Annotated in this window: 18 protein-coding genes and 3 tRNA genes; 12 read left to right on the top strand and 9 right to left on the bottom strand. The window is 52.5% G+C overall.

Annotation, left to right across the window (positions count from 1 at the left end):
- Positions 1–19: 19 nt before the first annotated feature.
- On the bottom strand, positions 20–307 hold the full coding sequence (locus tag LQ901_RS08930) for a hypothetical protein (protein WP_233672168.1): 288 nt from the start codon (positions 305–307) through the stop codon (positions 20–22).
- A 1,026-nt stretch (positions 308–1,333) separates the two neighbouring features.
- On the opposite strand from LQ901_RS08930, the gene LQ901_RS08925 reads away from it, so the two are divergent.
- Complete coding sequence (locus LQ901_RS08925) at positions 1,334–1,507, top strand: alternative ribosome-rescue factor A (protein ID WP_010862111.1); 174 nt, start codon at positions 1,334–1,336, stop codon at positions 1,505–1,507.
- Positions 1,508–1,547: 40 nt separating this feature from the next.
- On the opposite strand, the gene LQ901_RS08920 is transcribed toward LQ901_RS08925, so the two are convergent.
- From LQ901_RS08920 to purE, 3 genes are all read right to left on the bottom strand, one after another.
- Positions 1,548–1,970, bottom strand: a complete 423-nt coding sequence (locus LQ901_RS08920; RefSeq protein ID WP_010862110.1) for an N-acetyltransferase — start codon at positions 1,968–1,970, stop codon at positions 1,548–1,550.
- 266 nt (positions 1,971–2,236) lie between these two features.
- On the bottom strand, positions 2,237–3,304 hold the full coding sequence (gene purK / locus LQ901_RS08915; RefSeq protein WP_233672167.1) for a 5-(carboxyamino)imidazole ribonucleotide synthase: 1,068 nt from the start codon (positions 3,302–3,304) through the stop codon (positions 2,237–2,239).
- Positions 3,301–3,795 (bottom strand): 5-(carboxyamino)imidazole ribonucleotide mutase, encoded by a 495-nt coding sequence (gene purE / locus LQ901_RS08910; RefSeq protein ID WP_115149249.1) that lies wholly within the window; start codon positions 3,793–3,795, stop codon positions 3,301–3,303. Before purE ends, purK begins: the two co-directional genes overlap by 4 nt.
- A gap of 260 nt (positions 3,796–4,055) precedes the next feature.
- Between purE and LQ901_RS08905 the strand changes: the two genes are divergently transcribed.
- Entirely contained in the window at positions 4,056–5,204 is a 1,149-nt protein-coding gene (locus LQ901_RS08905; RefSeq protein ID WP_152145788.1) for a 1-acyl-sn-glycerol-3-phosphate acyltransferase, read from the top strand.
- A 206-nt stretch (positions 5,205–5,410) separates the two neighbouring features.
- Here LQ901_RS08905 and lpxH read toward each other — a convergent pair whose 3' ends face one another.
- Positions 5,411–6,148 (bottom strand): UDP-2,3-diacylglucosamine diphosphatase, encoded by a 738-nt coding sequence (gene lpxH, locus LQ901_RS08900; protein ID WP_010862105.1) that lies wholly within the window; start codon positions 6,146–6,148, stop codon positions 5,411–5,413.
- A gap of 109 nt (positions 6,149–6,257) precedes the next feature.
- The gene (gene ppiB, locus LQ901_RS08895) at positions 6,258–6,752 is read right to left on the bottom strand and encodes a peptidylprolyl isomerase B (protein ID WP_010862104.1); all 495 of its coding nucleotides are present in this window, start codon (positions 6,750–6,752) and stop codon (positions 6,258–6,260) included.
- A 297-nt stretch (positions 6,753–7,049) separates the two neighbouring features.
- On the opposite strand from ppiB, the gene cysS reads away from it, so the two are divergent.
- On the top strand, positions 7,050–8,435 hold the full coding sequence (cysS, locus tag LQ901_RS08890) for a cysteine--tRNA ligase (RefSeq protein ID WP_106911131.1): 1,386 nt from the start codon (positions 7,050–7,052) through the stop codon (positions 8,433–8,435).
- Between the two features lie 147 nt (positions 8,436–8,582).
- On the opposite strand, the gene LQ901_RS08885 is transcribed toward cysS, so the two are convergent.
- Together LQ901_RS08885 and folD are read right to left on the bottom strand one after the other, a co-directional pair.
- Positions 8,583–9,410 carry an ion transporter gene (locus LQ901_RS08885; RefSeq protein ID WP_233672166.1) on the bottom strand — a complete coding sequence of 276 codons (828 nt, stop codon included), beginning with the start codon at positions 9,408–9,410 and terminating at the stop codon, positions 8,583–8,585.
- Between the two features lie 117 nt (positions 9,411–9,527).
- Positions 9,528–10,385: a bifunctional methylenetetrahydrofolate dehydrogenase/methenyltetrahydrofolate cyclohydrolase FolD gene (gene folD, locus LQ901_RS08880; RefSeq protein WP_010862101.1), complete on the bottom strand. Its 858-nt coding sequence runs from the start codon at positions 10,383–10,385 to the stop codon at positions 9,528–9,530.
- A 230-nt stretch (positions 10,386–10,615) separates the two neighbouring features.
- Between folD and LQ901_RS08875 the strand changes: the two genes are divergently transcribed.
- The 4 genes from LQ901_RS08875 to LQ901_RS08860 all read left to right on the top strand — a co-directional run bounded on the left by LQ901_RS08875 (position 10,616) and on the right by LQ901_RS08860 (position 12,179).
- A tRNA-Pro gene (locus LQ901_RS08875) sits at positions 10,616–10,692 on the top strand.
- Between the two features lie 16 nt (positions 10,693–10,708).
- Positions 10,709–10,785: transfer RNA gene (locus LQ901_RS08870), tRNA-Arg, on the top strand.
- A 47-nt stretch (positions 10,786–10,832) separates the two neighbouring features.
- Positions 10,833–10,908 (top strand) — tRNA-His (locus LQ901_RS08865).
- A 254-nt stretch (positions 10,909–11,162) separates the two neighbouring features.
- Positions 11,163–12,179 (top strand): tetratricopeptide repeat protein, encoded by a 1,017-nt coding sequence (locus tag LQ901_RS08860; RefSeq protein WP_233672165.1) that lies wholly within the window; start codon positions 11,163–11,165, stop codon positions 12,177–12,179.
- A 56-nt stretch (positions 12,180–12,235) separates the two neighbouring features.
- Here the strand turns inward: LQ901_RS08860 and LQ901_RS08855 are convergent, their stop codons facing one another.
- Positions 12,236–13,333, bottom strand: coding sequence for a GGDEF domain-containing protein (locus LQ901_RS08855; protein ID WP_233672164.1), 1,098 nt, complete (start codon positions 13,331–13,333; stop codon positions 12,236–12,238).
- Between the two features lie 265 nt (positions 13,334–13,598).
- Here LQ901_RS08855 and LQ901_RS08850 point away from each other — a divergent pair, with 265 nt between their 5' ends.
- The 5 genes from LQ901_RS08850 (at position 13,599) to LQ901_RS08830 (ending at position 18,523) form a co-directional block, all read left to right on the top strand.
- Positions 13,599–13,919 (top strand): heavy metal-binding domain-containing protein, encoded by a 321-nt coding sequence (locus LQ901_RS08850; RefSeq protein ID WP_010862098.1) that lies wholly within the window; start codon positions 13,599–13,601, stop codon positions 13,917–13,919.
- A gap of 679 nt (positions 13,920–14,598) precedes the next feature.
- Positions 14,599–15,015, top strand: a complete 417-nt coding sequence (locus tag LQ901_RS08845) for a hypothetical protein (protein ID WP_039046319.1) — start codon at positions 14,599–14,601, stop codon at positions 15,013–15,015.
- Positions 15,016–15,315: 300 nt separating this feature from the next.
- Complete coding sequence (locus LQ901_RS08840; RefSeq protein ID WP_233672163.1) at positions 15,316–16,905, top strand: DUF3404 domain-containing protein; 1,590 nt, start codon at positions 15,316–15,318, stop codon at positions 16,903–16,905.
- Positions 16,902–17,573, top strand: coding sequence for a response regulator transcription factor (locus LQ901_RS08835; protein WP_010862095.1), 672 nt, complete (start codon positions 16,902–16,904; stop codon positions 17,571–17,573). The genes LQ901_RS08840 and LQ901_RS08835 overlap by 4 nt, the downstream gene beginning before the upstream one ends.
- Complete coding sequence (locus LQ901_RS08830; RefSeq protein ID WP_082935474.1) at positions 17,570–18,523, top strand: DUF2861 family protein; 954 nt, start codon at positions 17,570–17,572, stop codon at positions 18,521–18,523. The genes LQ901_RS08835 and LQ901_RS08830 overlap by 4 nt, the downstream gene beginning before the upstream one ends.
- The last annotated feature ends 7 nt before the right edge of the window (positions 18,524–18,530 follow it).

Here is an 18,530-nt window from a genome sequence, read left to right as displayed (position 1 = left end):
GCTGAGTGGATGATGGTCGTTATTCACTGACTTCGTTGGTGACGTCTTTATACAGTTTGGATAACAAATCTTTGCTGATAAAGAAAACCAACAGCGGCAGGAGCACCAATAATACCAGTACACTGATCCGCGCTAGCCAAAATGGCATTTGGAAATTAAAGACCAGTGCAAAAGTCAGCCATTTGACAGTGTCCCAGATATCAATGAGCAGTGTTTCACTGCTTGTCTGCTTAATCAGGCCCAGCATAAGTACAATCAGAACAAATGCTGCAATGCTTGATACCACAGGAATCCAATACTTTTTCACAAGATGTCCTTGGCCTGTCGAATGTAACACGAGCCGAATTTTAACCCGATTGGCGCACGTAATGCTAAAGTTTTTTTGCAAAATGTTTCCATCGGTTTTGAGATGCGTATCAAACAATAGCTTCATCTGTCAGCGAAGCATGAAAAAAACAATGCAAATTAATGCGTTACGATTGTCTTTTTTATGCTGCATAAAAGAGCTATTTCTATTTATCATACAAATAAAATCGGTTAGCTGTTACGTTTTTAGCCTGCTATGGGGTGTCGTCCCGATGTCAAACTGCACGTATTGAGTGCATTACTTTCTTTTTTTCTCGAGTGGGTTTGGAATTACGTTGAGGTTAGAGTGTGGCAATAATTCCATCCTGAAATAATTACTTTTTTTTGTTATCTCCTTATCCTTGAGATTATTTGTTGTGGTTTGTTTTTCGAACCATGCGCATTTCAGTATTACTGGATAATACCCACAGTGATGCTTTTAGTTTTTTACTCATATACGTCGAGTGTTTATTCATAGAATCTGAGAAATTGTCGATGTATTGGCGACCATGGGAAATTAGCTGCTAATACCATGGTTCTCTCAACAAGAAAGATCAGGAAGTCAGTGGTAAACGATGCAGCAGAGTACGAGTGATATGTATTGTCGAGGTATCCATCTTATCGTTGCGAGAAAGATGATATTTTTTGCGCGTTACAGACACAGAACAAAAATGATTCATGGCTAACATCATCGTTGAAGTTTCAAGTATTTAACCACCATTGGCTATGAATGTGTGCGCATAACTGTTTCAGAAATTCAATGAGTGTTTCTATCGGCAAGTCGGTGTGGAAACCGCGCTCCTGTCTGGATGAAAAATGTACCCACGGGTGTGCTAAACCTAGCGAATCAGCTAAAAAACGCTTATGATTTCGCCGTTTGATGCACAAAGAAACTGTGCACAAAGAGTTATGTACACATAAGTATGTACAAAAAACGAGGAACAAAGAGCTATGCGCAAAATGCGCAGTTTTTTACGAGGTTATTGTTATGACGAATAAAGTGGAAACCGGTAGAGGTAAAATTCAAGACAACGCGCTCAAAGCACTGGTAACAGGTCCTGTGTTTCAGCAGCGAGTAGAGCGTAATCGTAAAGGGAAAGGCGCTTATCAGCGCAAAGAGAAGCATGCGCGTGGTTGGGAGGCCAGCCGTAAATTACACTGAGATGGCAGTGTATTTACGCCTGACCTCCCGATAACACGAATTATGCGCGGGTCATGATAAATTCAGGATGGCCGGTATACATGTTCACTTGTTCACCTTGAATGGTGAAGCCATGCTTTTTGTATAAACGCACGGCATCGAAATTTTGTGCGTAGACGGTCAAATGCAGGTCGTCTTGCTGGGCGATCGCATGTTGCAGCAGCTCAGAGCCGATCCCGTTTTGCTGATGTTTGGGATCGACAAACAGCGCCGCCAGTTTATTTTCCAGCAGGCTGTAAAAGCCTTTCACCTCATCGTCCTCACAATAGACCCATGTTGAGGATGCAGGCAGATAGTCATTGCGTACGGTATCAATCTTACTGTGCCAGTAATCCGGCTCGACAAAATCGTGTGCATCAATCGATGCGGCCAGCCACAGATTAATGACGGTATTCATATCGTCGGCAGTAAACGCTCTAATCATCTCGGTCAGGTCCTTTGCTGTGATGGGCATGTTGGCAGTGTAACAAGCTCGCTACGCGTTTTGCTGTGATGGATATCTCGCAACTTAATCGATTCAGCGGCTTTTTATACCAATTCGGAGTAAGAATGCCGGTCAGGTCACAGGATAAAGTGATAGACCGCCGAATGGCGGTCTAGATAGTGTGAGGAATAGGCAAATCTGTGCTTATTCGGTCACATATCATCGCCGGCAACATACGCGGTTATGCTACGCCGGCAGTGGCGCGATTAGCGCAATTGCTGCTGCGCCCAAGCCAGTCCGCTTTGGTATTCCTCTGGCAAAAGAGGTTGTAACGCTTGCAACGCCGCACACAGCTGCTGTGGCTCAGGGTGGGTCAAATTGATGTGACCCAGTTTGCGTCCGGCGCGCACCTCTTTGCCGTACCAGTGCAAACGCGCCAGCGGCACGCTCAGCCAGTCAGTATTGAGCGCTGTGCCAATCAGATTGATCATCACGGCTGGGGCACTGACGACCGGCGTCGGCAGCGGTAAGTCTTGCAGGGCGCGGATATGCAGCTCGAACTGGCTGGCGGATGCGCCTGCTTGTGTCCAGTGGCCACTGTTGTGTACGCGCGGCGCCAACTCATTGATCAACAACTGATCGCCCAGCACAAAGCACTCCATCGCCATCACGCCAACATACTCTAGCGCATGCATCAGGCTGCCCAACATCTGCTCGGCTTGGCGCTGCAAATGCGCATAGGTGTGCTCAGGGCACGCGACGCTAGCGCGCAAGATCCCGTCTTGGTGCAGGTTGCGCGTCAGTGGATAGAACACGCACTGACCATCGCGACTGCGCGCACCGACTAACGACACTTCCGACTCAAACGGGATCATCTGCTCGACAATGCAAGCGCCGTACATCTCGGTTGGGAAGCTGTCGATATTCTGGGCATGGATCCGCCACTGACCACGGCCGTCATAACCACCGGTGCGGCGTTTGACCATCACGGTGTCGCCCAAACGGGCAAACAGCGCAGGCCAATCGTGTGGCGTGTCGAGGGGTTGCCACGGGGAAGTGGCTAATTGCAGACTATCGATCAGCTGCTTTTGGGTTTGTCGATCAGCTAGACGCGGGAAGGTGTGTGGATTGACAAAGCCAGGGTGCTGGCTCAGCGCACGGGTCAGTGGGGTATCTGGCCACTGTTCAATCTCGGCGGAGATCACCGCGTTGCCTGGCAAATGTGGCGGAGTGTCATTAAAACCGCACGGAGTGACCGAGATGGCAAGCGGCGCGGCCGCTTGCTGTAGCATGTTGCCGAGTTGGCCGTTACCTAAAACCCAAACCGGTTTCATGCCTCCTCCCGCGGATCGGGGTTATTGAGTACCGCGTCAGTTTGCGCGTCGCGCCAGGCTTGCAGGCGCGCGCGCAGCGCTTGATCGTGCAGTGCCAGAATTTGTGCCGCCAGCAAACCGGCATTGGCGGCACCCGCAGTGCCGATGGCGAGCGTGGCAACTGGAATACCTTTGGGCATTTGTACAATCGACAGCAAGCTGTCTAACCCGTTCAAGCTGGCGCTTTTGACCGGCACACCCAGCACCGGTAACACGGTTTTTGATGCCAGCATACCCGGCAAGTGCGCAGCACCACCGGCACCAGCAATGATCACCTGAAAACCCGCGGCAGCAGCGTTACCGGCAAAATCCATCAGTTTATCGGGGGTGCGGTGGGCGGAGATGACTTCGGTGTGAAATGGAATGTCCAGTGCAGTTAAGATATCAGCGGCGGCTTGCATGGTAGCCCAGTCGCTTTTAGAACCCATAACAACAGCAACGTTAGGTTGCATGGTTGAAAACTCCTGTAATCCGGTACTCATTGGGATGCTGACCAGGGTTGTCGCTGGTGTGCGAGGACAACCGCTGCGGGTGGCAAGAATAACATGAACTGCAGATGAGGAAAACGTTTGCGTCACTGCGTGCGCAAAGCGAAAATTTGTGACGGAGGTCGGATCAGATCGGCAGAAACGGCGTCAACAGTGGGTTTTAAGGGGATTAGCCGTATAATGTGCGTCAGTATGATGGATAACAATAACGAACATAAACAATAATGAGCCAGACCAACAATGAACTTTTTGCCGACATCCGCCCGTATCATGATGCGGAAGTCGCGCCGGTCTTAGCCGGCATCCTCAGTGATGATGAATTTATTCATGCTATCTGCCGTTTTCGCTATCCGCGGTTGTCGCGTTGGGCCGGCTGGTTGCTGAAACCGGTAGTGCGTTATGTATTGCAGCAGCGTGCGCGTAGCATCACCAGCGTGCGGGCGTTCCAGCAAATCGTTGAACGCTATATGCAGCACATGATTGATACCACCACCGATGGTGTGACGTACAGCGGCTTGGAAAATCTCACTCCCGGTGAGTCGTATCTGTTTATCTCCAACCACCGCGACATTGCCATGGATCCAGCGCTGGTAAACTGGGGCTTGTACCACAATGGCCATGACACGGTGCGCATTGCAATCGGCGATAACTTGCTGCGTAAACCGTATGCCTCCGACATTATGCGTCTGAATAAGAGCTTTATCGTGAAGCGTTCGGCCAAAGGCGTGCGTGAGATGCTGGCCGCGTTTACCGAGTTGTCCGCTTATATTCGCCACTCTTTGGATGAGAAGCAGTCGATTTGGATTGCACAAAAAGAAGGGCGCGCGAAAGACGGTAATGATCAGACGGATCCTGCGATTTTGAAAATGTTCTATATGAACGGCAAAAAGCAGCAGATCCCGATGGCAGACTATTTTCGCAGTCTGAATATCGTGCCGGTGGCCATTTCTTATGAATATGATGCCGGCGAAGTGGATAAGGCGGCGGAGCTGGCGCAAAAGGCGCGCGGTGAGACCTATGTTAAAGCCGAATTCGAAGACTTAGACAGCATTGTGAAAGGGATTGTCGGCTATAAAGGTCGGGTGCAGGTGTCATTTGGCCCGGTGATGCGCGAAGAGATGAACTCACCGGAAGAGCTGGCGGCGTGGATAGACCAGCATATTACCGAGCAATATCACTTGTTCCCGTCCAATTTATTGGCGGCCGGGATCAGCGATGAGATCAGCGTAGAAAAGCAGCAAGAATTTGCGATGCGCATGAGTCAGGTGCCAGCTGAATTGCGTGAGCGAGTAGAGCGTTGTTATGCCTTGCCCGCCTGCAAGCAGCGCGGTTTGCCATTGCCACCGGAGCCACATGACGAAAGCGCCGCATGAAAAAAGCGCCGTGTGAAGGTGAAGAGTCGCGAAATGTAGAACTCGCTTGGCGCAACATCGGAATACGTAGGTAGACATAAAACGGGCTCAATGAGCCCGTTTTGCTTTTCTACTGTTTGGCAGAGATTCGGTGTGCGGACATCACGCTTAGGGCAACGACCGAGTAGTGCAGGCGTGAGCGATAAAACGAGGGGCGGCGCGGGTTATTAGTTGCGCGGCGCAAAAGGCAGCACGTCGAGGCGCACCCCATCAGGGCTGACACGCAGCATCGAGCCTTGCTGATACCAATCACCCAGCACAATACGTTCGGCGGGCTCGCCATCTAATTGCCAGTGATGGATATGTGGGCGATGCGTGTGGCCGTGGATCAACCGGCGCACGCCGGCGCTGCGTAGCGCGTTATCCACGCTACTGGCATTCACATCCATAATGGACGCACTTTTTTGCTGGTTGTGACGGCTGCTTTGTTGGCGCATTTTCGCGCCGATCCGCTGCCGCCAGCTAAGCGGTAAGCGGCGGAACAGCCATTGTAACCACGGCAGATGGACACGCTGACGAAAGCGTTGATAGGCTTCATCGTCGGTGCAGAATGTATCGCCATGGGCAATCAGTGTCGGGGTGCCGTACAGGTCAATCACGGCAGTTTCCGGCAGCAGGATCATGCGGCAGCGGCGCGCGTAGGCCTCACCGAGCAGAAAGTCTCGGTTGCCATGAATAAAGTACACCGGGATCCCCTGCTGGTGCAGGTGCAAAAAGGCCTCAGCCACTTGCTGCTGCAATGGGGTCTCTTCGTCGTCGCCGATCCAATATTCGAACAGATCGCCTAGCACATACAAGGCATCGGCAGCCGGCGCCTTATGTTGCAGGAAATCTAGCAGGGCCGCCGTGATCTCGGGCTGGGCCTCGCTTAGGTGTAAATCAGCAATAAACAACGTCGTACGCATAATCCGGTTTCATCAACCTGTCTTCACAGGGGAGTTATCAGGTAAAGCTCGAAAGTAACAGGGGGCATTACGCCCCCTGTTTATAATATCGGCAACAGTAACAGAAAAATTACTCGCTGACAGTCACGCTGTTGATGATCACTTCATCACGTGGCACGTCTTGGTGGTAGCCGTAAGAGCCGGTAGAAACGCCTTTGATCTTGTCAACCACGTCCATACCTTCAACCACTTCACCGAACACGCAGTAACCCCAACCGTCACGGTTTTCCGCGCGGAAGTTCAGGAAATCGTTGTCAGCAACGTTGATGAAGAACTGGGAAGAGGCTGAGTGCGGATCCATAGTACGTGCCATGGCGATGGTGCCACGCTTGTTCTTCAGGCCGTTGTTAGCTTCGTTTTTGATGCTGGCTTTGGTCTCTTTCTCAACCATCCCAGGCTCCATGCCGCCGCCTTGGATCATGAAACCGTCGATCACGCGGTGGAAAATGGTGTTGTTGTAGAAACCTTCACGGCAGTAGTCTTCAAAGTTCTTGGCAGTGATCGGTGCCTTTTCGTGGTTCAGTTGCAGAACGATGTCGCCGTGGTTGGTGTGCAAAGTGATCATCTGATGCTGTCCTTTGGAGTTATCAGTTTGGCTGTAGCTGGCGTGCTGAGCAGACGATATATCTGGATGACACACCGGCCTAGTCCGGTTACGGGCCGCAAATGGCCCGATCAGGCTCGGGATTGTACCCAAATGGCGCGGCCGGGGAAACCGGCATACCGGCTGTACGCTCTAAATGACAGCAGCGAAACGGACCGATCCCACTTTCCAGTATAAGTCAGCTTGCATTGGGGCTGTTTTCTGGGTTCAATACCCTGATTATGCTCATCATCCCACAAGCAAACGGGTATTTATACGATGCTGAAAATTTACAACACGCTGACACGACAAAAAGAAGAATTTAAGCCGATCCATGCAGGAAAGGTTGGCATGTATGTGTGTGGGGTGACCATTTATGATCTCTGTCATATCGGCCATGGCCGCACCTTTGTGGCGTTTGATGTGGTGGCGCGTTACTTGCGCTATCTGGGTTACGACCTGACTTTCGTGCGTAACATCACGGATGTGGACGACAAGATCATCAAGCGAGCGGCAGAAAACGGTGAAACCTGCGATCAGCTGACCGAGCGTCTGATTGCCGATATGCATGCCGATTTTGATGCGCTGAACATGCAGCGTCCGGATATCGAGCCGCGTGCGACCAAGCACATTGCCGAAATCATCGAAATGGTACAGCGTCTGCTGGATCGTGGTCATGCTTACGTGGCCAGCAACGGCGATGTGATGTTCTCGGTTGATACTTTTAAAGATTACGGCAAGTTATCACGCCAAGATCTGGAGCAGTTGCAAGCCGGTGCACGCGTTGATGTGGATGAAGCCAAACGTAATCCAGTGGATTTCGTGCTGTGGAAGATGTCTAAGCCGGGTGAGCCGAGCTGGACTTCGCCGTGGGGCGCGGGTCGTCCGGGTTGGCACATTGAGTGTTCGGCGATGAACAGCAAGCAGCTGGGCGAGCACTTCGACATTCACGGCGGCGGCTCCGATCTGATGTTCCCGCACCATGAAAACGAAATCGCGCAATCTTGCTGTGCCCATGACACGCCGTATGTGAACTACTGGATGCACTCGGGCATGGTGATGGTAGACCGCGAGAAGATGTCCAAATCGCTGGGTAACTTCTTTACCATCCGTGATGTGCTGAGCCACTACGATGCGGAGACCGTGCGTTATTTCCTGATGTCCGGTCATTATCGTAGTCAGCTGAACTACAGCGAAGAGAACTTGAAGCAAGCGCGTACTGCACTGGAGCGTCTGTACACTGCGCTGCGTGGTCTGGATCTGAGCGCGGCACCAGCTGGTGGTGAAGCGTTTGAAGAGCGTTTCCGTACGGCGATGGATGACGATTTCAACACCCCAGAAGCTTATTCCGTGCTGTTTGACATGGCGCGTGAAGTGAACCGTCTGAAAGCCGATGATCTGGCAGCTGCTAACGCTCTGGGCGCGGCACTGCGTCAGTTAGCCGGTGTATTGGGTCTGCTGCAACAAGATCCAGAAGTGTTCTTGCAAGGCGGCGCTAGCGCCGATGATAGCGAAACGGCAGAAATCGAAGCGCTGATCAAAGCGCGTAACGATGCGCGTGCGGCGAAAGATTGGCCGGCGGCAGATGCGGCACGTAACCGTCTGACTGAGATGGGCATTGTGCTGGAAGATGGTCCGCAAGGAACAACATGGCGTCGCGCTTAATCTCAGCTGATGCGTTATCTGCATGAGAAAATAAAAAACCGCCGTAAGGCGGTTTTTTTATGCGCGTAAAACACAATGGGATAACGGCATTTATACTGAGCGCGGTGTGTTTTGTGCGGCAAGTTCGGTTTCCGCGGCCTCATGCGCTCAATGATGATGGCCATGCGGCAGCTTATCGCCACAGAATTTGCAGTGCAGCGCGTCAGCATCATGGCCGGTGCGATGACAGCTGTTACAGCGGATCCGGTCTTTGTTCTTTTGCAGCTCTTCGGTTAGCTGTGCGGTCAAGATGCCGGTAGGAACAGCAATGATCGAGTAACCAATTAAGATCACCAGTGAGGCTATCACTCGTCCGGCGGGGGTGTGTGGCACCAGATCGCCATAACCCACGGTGGTCAGGGTTACGATAGCCCAGTAAATCCCCATCGGAATACTGGTAAAGCCGTTAGTCGGCCCTTCGACCACAAACATCAAGCTACCGAACAGGCACACCATCAGGCCGACCGCGCCAAAGAACACCATCACTTTACGGTGCGTTTGGATCAAGCAGCGCCACAGCAGATTGGCCTCTGACATGTAGCGCACCAGTTTGAGAATGCGGAACAAGCGGAAAATGCGCAGCACTCGCAGCATCAAGGTGTACTGTGCGCCCGGTAAGAACAGCGACAGATAGACCGGTAGGATAGAGATGAGATCGACCAGCCCATAAAAGCTCTTGGCATAGCGCAGCGGCTTAGGCGAGCAGTACAGACGCAGCAAATACTCCAGACTAAACAGGATACTGAAGACAATCTCACAAAAGATAAAAGGGCGGTACCACGGCGAGCCGGCCTCCAGTGTAGAGCCGATAATCAGTACGGCGACACTGAATAGCACAGCAAAGAACAACAGTATTTCAATGGCGCGGCCAGAAGGGCGCGAAGCATCGAATAAAAAGCGGTACAGGCGGTGGCGAAATTTACGTGGTTCAGACATAAAACATCCGTCAGCGGTTGCAAGGGCTTCTTGATGCCGCAAAGCGCGGGTTAATGCAAATTAACCCGCACGAAATGTTAATTATGACCGATTTTTTTGCGCGTCAGTGCAATGCTGTTACTGGTCGTGGTATTTCTCGCAGGCCAGCAGGGTATTTTGCATCAACGTCGCCACCGTCATTGGACCGACACCACCCGGTACTGGGGTGATCCATGCGGCGCGCTCTTTGGCAGTGGCAAAATCGATATCACCCACCACTTTGCCATCTGGCTGGCGGTTGATGCCTACATCAATCACGACTGCGCCCGGCTTGATCCAATCACCCGGAATAAAGTGTGGTTTACCCACCGCCACGACTAACAGGTCGGCACGACGCACGTGGCTTTCCAGATCGCGGGTAAAGCGGTGAGTGGTGGTGACGGTGCAACCAGCCAGCAGCAGCTCCAGTGACATAGGGCGACCGACAATATTCGATGCACCAACGACCACTGCTTCCATGCCGTAGGTGTCGATACCGGTTTTTTCAATCAGGGTCATGATGCCGCCAGGGGTGCAAGGGCGCAGCGTCGGAATGCGCTGGCACAGACGGCCGATGGTGTACGGGTGGAAGCCGTCCACATCTTTGTTGGGATGGATACGCTCGATGACCTTGGTGGTATCGATGCTTTCAGGCAGGGGCAGCTGTACTAAGATGCCGTCGATATCAGGCGCGGCGTTCAGCTCGTCAATCAAGGTCAGCAGTTGGCTTTCGGTAGTGTCAGCCGGTAAATCGTAGGAGCGGGACACAAAACCGACTTCTTCGCAGGCCTTGCGTTTAGAGCCGACGTAGATTTGGGAGGCGGGGTCCTGACCGACCAGAACTACTGCCAATCCGGGGGCACGTTTACCTTGTGCAATCCGCTGTTGTACTTGTTGGGCAACTGTCGCTCTGACTTGTTGCGCAATCGTTTTCCCGTCAATAATCATACCAGCCATCAGACCTGCGATCTCCCACACATTTAAGGAAGCCGTATTGTGTCAGAAACAGGCAAAAGAGTCAGCAGACTTCATAGTTTAAAACCAGACTGCACAAAAAATCATATTCTTGCTGGAGTTTTAAGCATTTAGTCGCTTTCGGGGCGAAAACATTTTGACTCGCCACCGCATCTCAGTATAATCCCGTCCCTATCAAGTCAGGTATTCGATTATTGATGCGTGGCGAGAGTCGGTGAGTAGCGCAGTCCGGTAGCGCAACTGGTTTGGGACCAGTGGGTCGGAGGTTCGAATCCTCTCTCACCGACCACTATTCAATAGTGAGTGCACCCTTAGCTCAGTTGGATAGAGCAACGGCCTTCTAAGCCGTGGGTCACAGGTTCGAATCCTGTAGGGTGCGCCATTTTACCGCGCCAGTGGTAAAGGTAGTACCAAAAAACACCTTCAGTGGTGGCTGTAGCTCAGTTGGTAGAGTCCTGGATTGTGATTCCAGTTGTCGTGGGTTCGAGCCCCATCAGCCACCCCATTCTTCTCGCTTCCTTGCGATTCTCTTCTTTTTTTCCCCTCTATATATTTACGATTCCTTGTGTTTCTTCACGTTGTTTTTCTATCTCTGACATATCCCCCTGATAATTCTGTCTTCTGTCTTTAGCTGTGATCTGGCTAACGTTTTGCCGTTTTCACCGGCAGATAACGGCGTTTGCCACGGAAAAGCATCAGCGATCAGGCTGTTACCACGATAAAATATTGTCTGACAAAAAACAAAAGCAGTGGGATCTCATGAAAAAACGAGTGCTTTCGGTGTTACTCAGTGCGCTAACGCTGGGGCAGGCTAATGTGGCGCATGCCGAACAAGAGGCGCAGATTAACCCGTGGTGGCCAAAGCCCGTTGCGGTGGCGCTGGCGGCGGCTAAGCAAGGGAATGTGGAGGCGCAGTTTGCGATAGCGGTGCGTTATGACGATGGTGTCGGCGTGGAGCAAGATGATGCGCAGGCGTTGTACTGGTATCAGCAAGCGGCGAACCAAGGCGAGCCGGTAGCGCAGTACAATGTGGGGATTTTCTACAGTGTGGGGCGCGCGGTGGCGCAAGATCCAGCGCAAGCCGTGCTGTGGTATCAGAAGGCGGCGCAGCAGAATTTTGCGCTGGCACAGTACAATCTGGGCAGTGCCTACGAAAACGGTTTGGGCGTTGCGCAAGATGATGATTTGGCGCGCAATTGGTACCAAAAAGCCGCCGAGCAAGGCAACGCGAAGGCACAGAATAATTTAGCGCGCCTGTTCCAACAGGGGCGCGGGGTGCCGGTGAATGCCAAAAAAGCCCTGTATTGGTATGAGAAAGCGGCGCAGCAGGGTGATGTGGTGGCGCAATGTAATGCGGGCGCGATGTATGCTAATGGGCAAGGGATCCGGCGCGACGATAAAAAGGCATTTGATTGGTATCGCCAAGCAGCTGAGCAAGGCGATGTGCAGGCGCAATATAACGTGGCGCTGTGGTATGCCGCCGGTCAGGGCGTTGCACAGGATAATGCGCAAGCTGTGTACTGGTATCAGCAAGCTGCATTGCAAAATGATGCCGATGCGCAGTATAGCTTGGCATTGATGTATGCCAACGGTGAAGGCACGTCGACCGATTTTGTGCAGGCGTATGCGTGGTTATCGGTGGCGGGTGCTAATGGTTTGCAAGGGGCGCTGGCGACCCGCGAAGATGTGGAGTTAGAGATGACGCCAAGCCAGTTGGTGGATGCGCGCCGTCTGACGCAGCAATATTTGCTGCGCTTTGAAGCCAAAGCTTCGTAAGGGGCTAGGTTGGATCAGTATTGATTCGGCCTTTGCCGCGCTGGCTCATGGCGTTTTTAGCGGCAGACGCGATTTCTGCCGCTGTGTTTAGCCTGATACAGCAGACGGTCCGCTGCTGAGTACACTTTTTCAAAGCTATCATGTTTGCTGGTGGCGCGGGCAATTCCAAAGGACAAGGTTAGCTGGATTGGGGTGCCGTTATAGTCAAATTGGCGCTGTTCGGCGCTATTACGAATCTGTTCGGCTAATGCAAAGGCTTGATCGACAGTATGTTTTTTGAATAAAAAAGCAAACTCTTCTCCACCGACGCGGGCTATAACGCCTTGCTCGCCAATAATTTGCTGAAATAGCAAGGCAACCTCACGCAAAATAAAGTCTCCGCCATCATGGCCATAGGTGTCATTGATCTTTTTGAAAAAATCGATATCGGTCAGTACTACAATGGCGCTGTTGTGGATGTTGATTTTATCCCAGGTCCGCGCAATTTTGCGGCGGTTATACAAACCGGTTAGTGGGTCAACTTCAGCGGATAAGATGGCGTCATTTTTACTGATATACAGCCGATACAGCAGGGTGACGGCAATCGCTTGGAAGATGAGATTAAAAATAAATCCATAGCCAAACAGTTGTGCGGCTTTTAAATGCGATTGGTTTTCGTGGGAGCGGATCTCGCCAATATAGTCATTATTTTTCTGCACTAGGGCGTAACTGAGATTATCGATTTTGCGCAGGTAATCGATACTGCGGAGAAAGTCGGTTTCGCTTTGCACCTCCTCGTTCAGGCCATCGAGATACAGGAGCCAGTTATCTTGCAGGCGGCGATAAATCTGGTGCTCTTCGGTGGATTCAATCAGCGGATAATAGTCAGTAATGGCGGTGCTGACGGCTTGTTGCTCTTTGCTGTTGCGGATCTGGGCAGACGGTTTTCCTTGCAGACGAAGATCTAACAAGGCGTAGCGTAATTCGTCGGTCGACATCATTAACGAGCCGGATAAATTTAAGGCGGGGATGGTTTTTTGCAACAGTGAGTCAATTTTAATTTTTAGGCTGTCGTTATCATTGAGCAGGGTGTGGCCAATAAGAAAATAAATCGTATTGGCCAGCAATACGATGGCGAATGCGCTGAGAAGAAATGATCTCTTTTTTCTTTTCACGGTAACCTCTCTGATATACCGCTGAGATCAGCGTTTATTTATATAATTATGCAACATTGTGTTTTTATAATGCGCAGCGTTAGACATTAACCAGTATCTGCTAATAACTATTAACCATAGTTAAACTAGCATAAGAATAATGCGGTATGTTGTTTATAAAACGGGCTTTACAATGGAATAAGCCAAGGTGTTTTAACCGCAGTGGTGTAATGCCAAATGATGGCGCATGATAAATGCCGCTAGAGGGTATTTTAGGAGTATGCAGATGATTAATTCGACCACCCCTTCATTGGAAGGGCGCACTATTCGCTCTTATCACGGCGTTGTCACCGGAGAGGCGATTTTGGGGGCCAATTTCTTCAAGGATTTTTTAGCAGGGATCCGTGACATTGTCGGTGGCCGTTCTGGTGCGTATGAAGATGAACTGCGTAAAGCGCGCGAAATGGCGTTTGCCGATATGAATGCGCAGGCGGCAGAGTTAGGCGCCAATGCGGTGGTGGGCATCGATGTGGATTATGAAACCGTCGGTAAAGATGGTGGGATGTTGATGGTCAGTGTTACGGGAACCGCGGTACGGGTCGAGTGATCTCTTTTGTCAGGCGTGCTTAGGTGTGCTTATGCTGCGGGTTTGCCCCTAGGCGCGCGAAGCTGACAGGGGCGTTATTGTGATTCTGCGCGGTGTGTGGGTTTGGTGGTCAGCTGTTGTGCGCTAATTTTTCCCTTTCCCTTTCCCTTTCCCTTTCCCTTTCCCTTTTTCTGGCTTTTACGTCTTTTAGGTTTGTGCTGTTGCTGGCGGTATTACACGGTAAATCGCGGTGGCCTGTCATAAATGGAAATATCAGTAACGAATATGTATGCAATTTGTGTGAGTGCGGTTAGTATGCTGCTTGTGAGTATGCATGGCTAAAAATAGCATTTAAATTCATTTTTATTGCGTGACTATATGTCTATTACCGTGGTTTCTTTTATTGGGTAGAAAATAGCACAGATTGCTCATTCAGCTTTAATTAATTGATTTTCAATTATATTTAATTTTAACCACCCTTTGTTTTGTGAACTTTATCACGCCATAAAATCCAGGGAAACATTTTGTTACATTAAGTTACTTGATGTCTTATACCTCATAAATAAATATGTATTCATAAATTGAGCGTAATTATTCAATTTATAATATGTTTCTCGACACCATTTGCGTTATTGGCCATAGCGGTCTGACTGTGGTGTAGAACCTGTAATGAAGACATTAATTGATGAGGATATGTGACATGACGATGAATATGAGTGTATTGGCTGCGGCAACGACCATGCTGCTGGCTGCGGCGGCTCCGGCCAGTGCGCAAAACGTTGAAGTGGTTCAACAGCAAGTTCAGTACAGCTGTGGGGTGTTTAATCCAAACCCAGTGAATGCGACTTATCACTATGCCGGTGATCAAGTGACTCAGGTGACTCTGCAGTATGCGGATCAAGAGCTGGTGCTGCCGGTAAATCAAGCACAAGGCAAGACGCTGGTCTTTAGCAGTGGTGAGCATCAGTGGACTGTGTCCAAGCCACACCCAGATCATCAGCAAACCCATCCGCTGAATGATGGTGAACTGGCACAGTTAAAGCCGCATGCCGCGAAAGGTCAGGTGTTTGCTGTGGCTAAGAAAATGGAATCTAACTGCTTTGCCGAGGTAATGTGATTGGTGACCGACGACCATCCCGACGAGCACTCTCCGCAACGGTGAGACGGATGGTGGTAACAGTGTCTGACACTGTGCTCAACAAAGCCGATTTCTCCCAATAAAAGCCGTCCTGTTTAGGGCGGCTTTCGTTTTTCTCTCTTCTGCTGCTTTTTCTATTCATCCCTTTTCTTTTTCGTTGTGCTTTGCGTTTCTGTTGCCTAGGGTCTGGATCTGCGCCTTGCTGTGGCGAGAGAGCTGCCTGCCGTTGCCATGAATTTATGCGTATAATTTTCTTTTCTTTTTATGAGTACGTGAGCGATGGCTGAGGATTGCCGCGATCAAACCCGCTGGACGCGATGGACGTATGCCCGCGCACGCTATACGTTGCCCAATATGTTTTGGGCGTCGGCTCTGTTGGGAATGTTAGGTCTGCTTTGGGCGCTCAGCTTGCCAAGCAGCGCGTTAGCCGCATCAGCCGTGTATCTCGGTGAGGGGGATAATCTGGCGCAACGCTTGTTGCCCCCATGGCAACAGTTTAGTCAGCGCGCCGAGAGCCACGCGGCCACGGTGGTGACGCAGCAGACGTTGAATCAGTTTCCGCAGGGGCTGCTGCTAAGTGGTGGCCGGTATCCGATGACGTCAGAGTATGGTTGGTCGGCCTTGCGTGCGCTCTACCGTTTTAGTCGTGATTGTCCGCTGACAATGGATAATACCTCGCTGGCGACGTTGCCCGCTGGGCTGGATAAGGCGTATCGCTTTGAGGCGGCGCTGTGTCAGAGCCAGCCTTTATCGACAGCGCAATTACGCCCCTTTTTGACTCAAGCGCCGCTACGTTATCCTGCCGGTGGCAGCTATGCGGATCGTTATCTGCGCTGGTTACAGGCGCGGGGGCTTGCGGCTCACATGGCAACACTGCGGTCAGAGTACGCCAATTGGCTGAGTGTCGACGACAGTGCGCATCCGTTGCATCAGACGTTGGCGGCATTAGCGCCAGCGCAGCGCGATCTGCTACTCAGTGGCGATAGCTGGGCGCTGGATAGTGCTGAGCGTTTGTGGCTGAGCAGCCCGGTTGGGCTTAAGCGACTTGAGCGCGCGCAGTGGCAGGCGTTGGCGCATCAAGCGGGGATTACGCTGGTGGCGCGCGATAGCGTGGCGCAGTGTCCGCTGCCGGTGGGGGCGCTGTGTGTGCAGCCTGCTCCCGCGCGCTTTAATCGGGGTTGGTTACTGTGGGGCGCGTTGGCGCTGTGTGCCTTGTGGGTGGCGCGTTTATTGTGGTTACGGCGGCGGGCCGCGCAGGAGCGCCGCTTTGTGCTGCAATTATTGACGCACGAACTGCGCACTCCGGTGGCGAGTTTAGCGCTCGCATTCGAGACGTTACGCGATGAGTATGCCGCGTTGTCTCCGGCGGGCCAGCTGGCGTTGGGGCGTGCGTTAGGTGATGGGGCGCGCTTGGCGCGTTTGACGCAAACCAGTCGCGAGTTTTTAAGCTTATCCGGCCGGGCGCGTTGGCCAACGCAGACCGTGCTGCTGGACGAGTGGCTGGAAGGCGTGACCGAGAAATACACCGATTTGCTGACTGTCGATGTCGACTCGGCGGCGATTGAGTCACAGCCGGTGACAGTGCCTGTCTATTGGCTGGCCTTGTGTCTGGATAACCTGATCCGCAATGCTCTGCAGCATGGCCGCGCACCGATTACCTTGCGGGTGCAATTATCAGCGCAGCGTTTGTCGTTGACGGTGGAAGATGCGGGTGAGGGAGCGTCGCGTGCTATTTCGAGTGCAACCACATCGCACGAATCAGGCATGGGGATTGGCCTATTTTTGGTGCGGCGCATGATGCAACGTGCCGGCGGACGATTGCGCGTACAGCGCCGTCCAACCCGCTATACCTTGGAGTTACCACGATGAGTCGGATATTGCTGGTGGAAGATGATGTTCCGCTGGGCGAAGGGGTGGCTGCCTGTTTGCAACAAGATGGGTTGGAGGTGAGCTGGGTGCGTCGCTGCGCAGATGTGGCGGAGTGCTGGATGCGTGCCGACTTGGTGGTGCTGGATCGCCAATTGCCCGAAGGCGATAGTTTGCAGTGGTTGCCGGATTGGCTGTCGCTCAAGGCGCTGCCGGTGATCGTGCTTACTGCGCGCACCGAGGTGGAAGACAGGATCGCGGGTTTGCAAGCCGGGGCGCGCGATTATGTGCTCAAACCGTTTGTCGCTGCTGAACTGCTGGCGCGCGTTCGTGCGCAGTTGCGTCCGGTCGGTGAAGTGTTGCTGCAATATCGGGTTGGCCCGCAGCAGCTGACGGTGAGTTTAGCTCGTCAGCAAGCGTGGCTTGATGGCGAGGAAGTGGCATTAAAACCCAAAGAGTTCAGCTTGTTGGCGCTGCTGCTGCGTGGGTGCGGGCGCGTGTTTCATCGCGATGAACTGCTGAATCAAGTGTGGGGGTATGAGGCATTTCCGTCGACCCGCACGGTCGATAACCATATTTTGAATTTACGCCGCAAGTTGCCGCTATTGCACATTGATACCGTCCGCGGCATGGGCTATCGCCTGAATCCCGCAGATGCACAGGAGAGATGATGAGAATCCGACAGACTTTTCGGTCACCAGTGATGACTGGGCTGCTGTTGGCTGGCGTGCTCGGCAGCAGCTTGAATGCCCGTGCCGACAGTGGCTTTGCCGGTAGCTGGTTTGCTGCGAGCGCTTTGACGCCGGCCTATCAAGCCTTGGCCGCTGGCGACAGTGCGCTGGCGTGGCAGTATTTGCTGTCGGCGGTGCGTGCGCAGTCGGTTCCGGTCAGCGCTTGGCAGCCGTTGTATCAGGCGATTTTGGAAGAAAGTGAGTGTGGCCGTTTGTTGCCGTCGGTGACGGAAAGTCCGGCCAGCTTATCGTTACAGCAGCGTAGCAGCGGGGAGCATCAAGCATTTCAGGTGCGTTGGAGCAGTGCTGCGGATCAGGCGATGCGGCTGGAAGGGGCATCGACAACCGTTCGTTTGATGCCGGACGCGGCAGCGGTGAGCGTGGCTAATCACGCCAAGCAAGAGGCCGAGGACATCGAGTTAGAAAGCACTGAGCTTTCCGCACCACTGCCTTCTGGCGTATATCAGATCACGCGCTCTGCACAGTCATCGAACCCATCGGAGCAGCAAGTCGTCGCGGCGCCAAGTGCGGGGCCAAGCGCGGGGACGGCGTCGATTTTGCTAACTCCGTGGCCGCAGCAGCACTGGGTGCAGTTGGACGGGCAGGGTAATCGACTGCAACTGACGCCGCCAGTGACGGTACGCAGCTGTCCGGCGGTCTCGTTGCAGTGGCAGTGGTTTGATGCAGAATATCGTCTGCTCGGTGCGCCGTGGCCGATCCGGTTAAATGCGCAGGGCGCGGCGCAATTGCCAGAGACGATCCCCGCCAAGGCGGTGTGGCTGAGTGCGGTGGTGACGCAGACCCGCTATCAAGGGCAATTGCGCATTGCCGAACAGCAGCGGCTGACCTTACCGCTACGCTGGGTGCGCAGCGCGCAAGGGGAGCAGTAAGACAGCA

It is taken from the genome of Plesiomonas sp. PI-19, assembly GCF_021368255.1.
Classification (GTDB): Bacteria; Pseudomonadota; Gammaproteobacteria; order Enterobacterales; family CAMTGL01; genus Plesiomonas; species Plesiomonas shigelloides.
The sequence above is the reverse complement of the archived record's forward strand: the minus strand, read 5'-3'. Positions and strand labels throughout refer to the sequence as shown.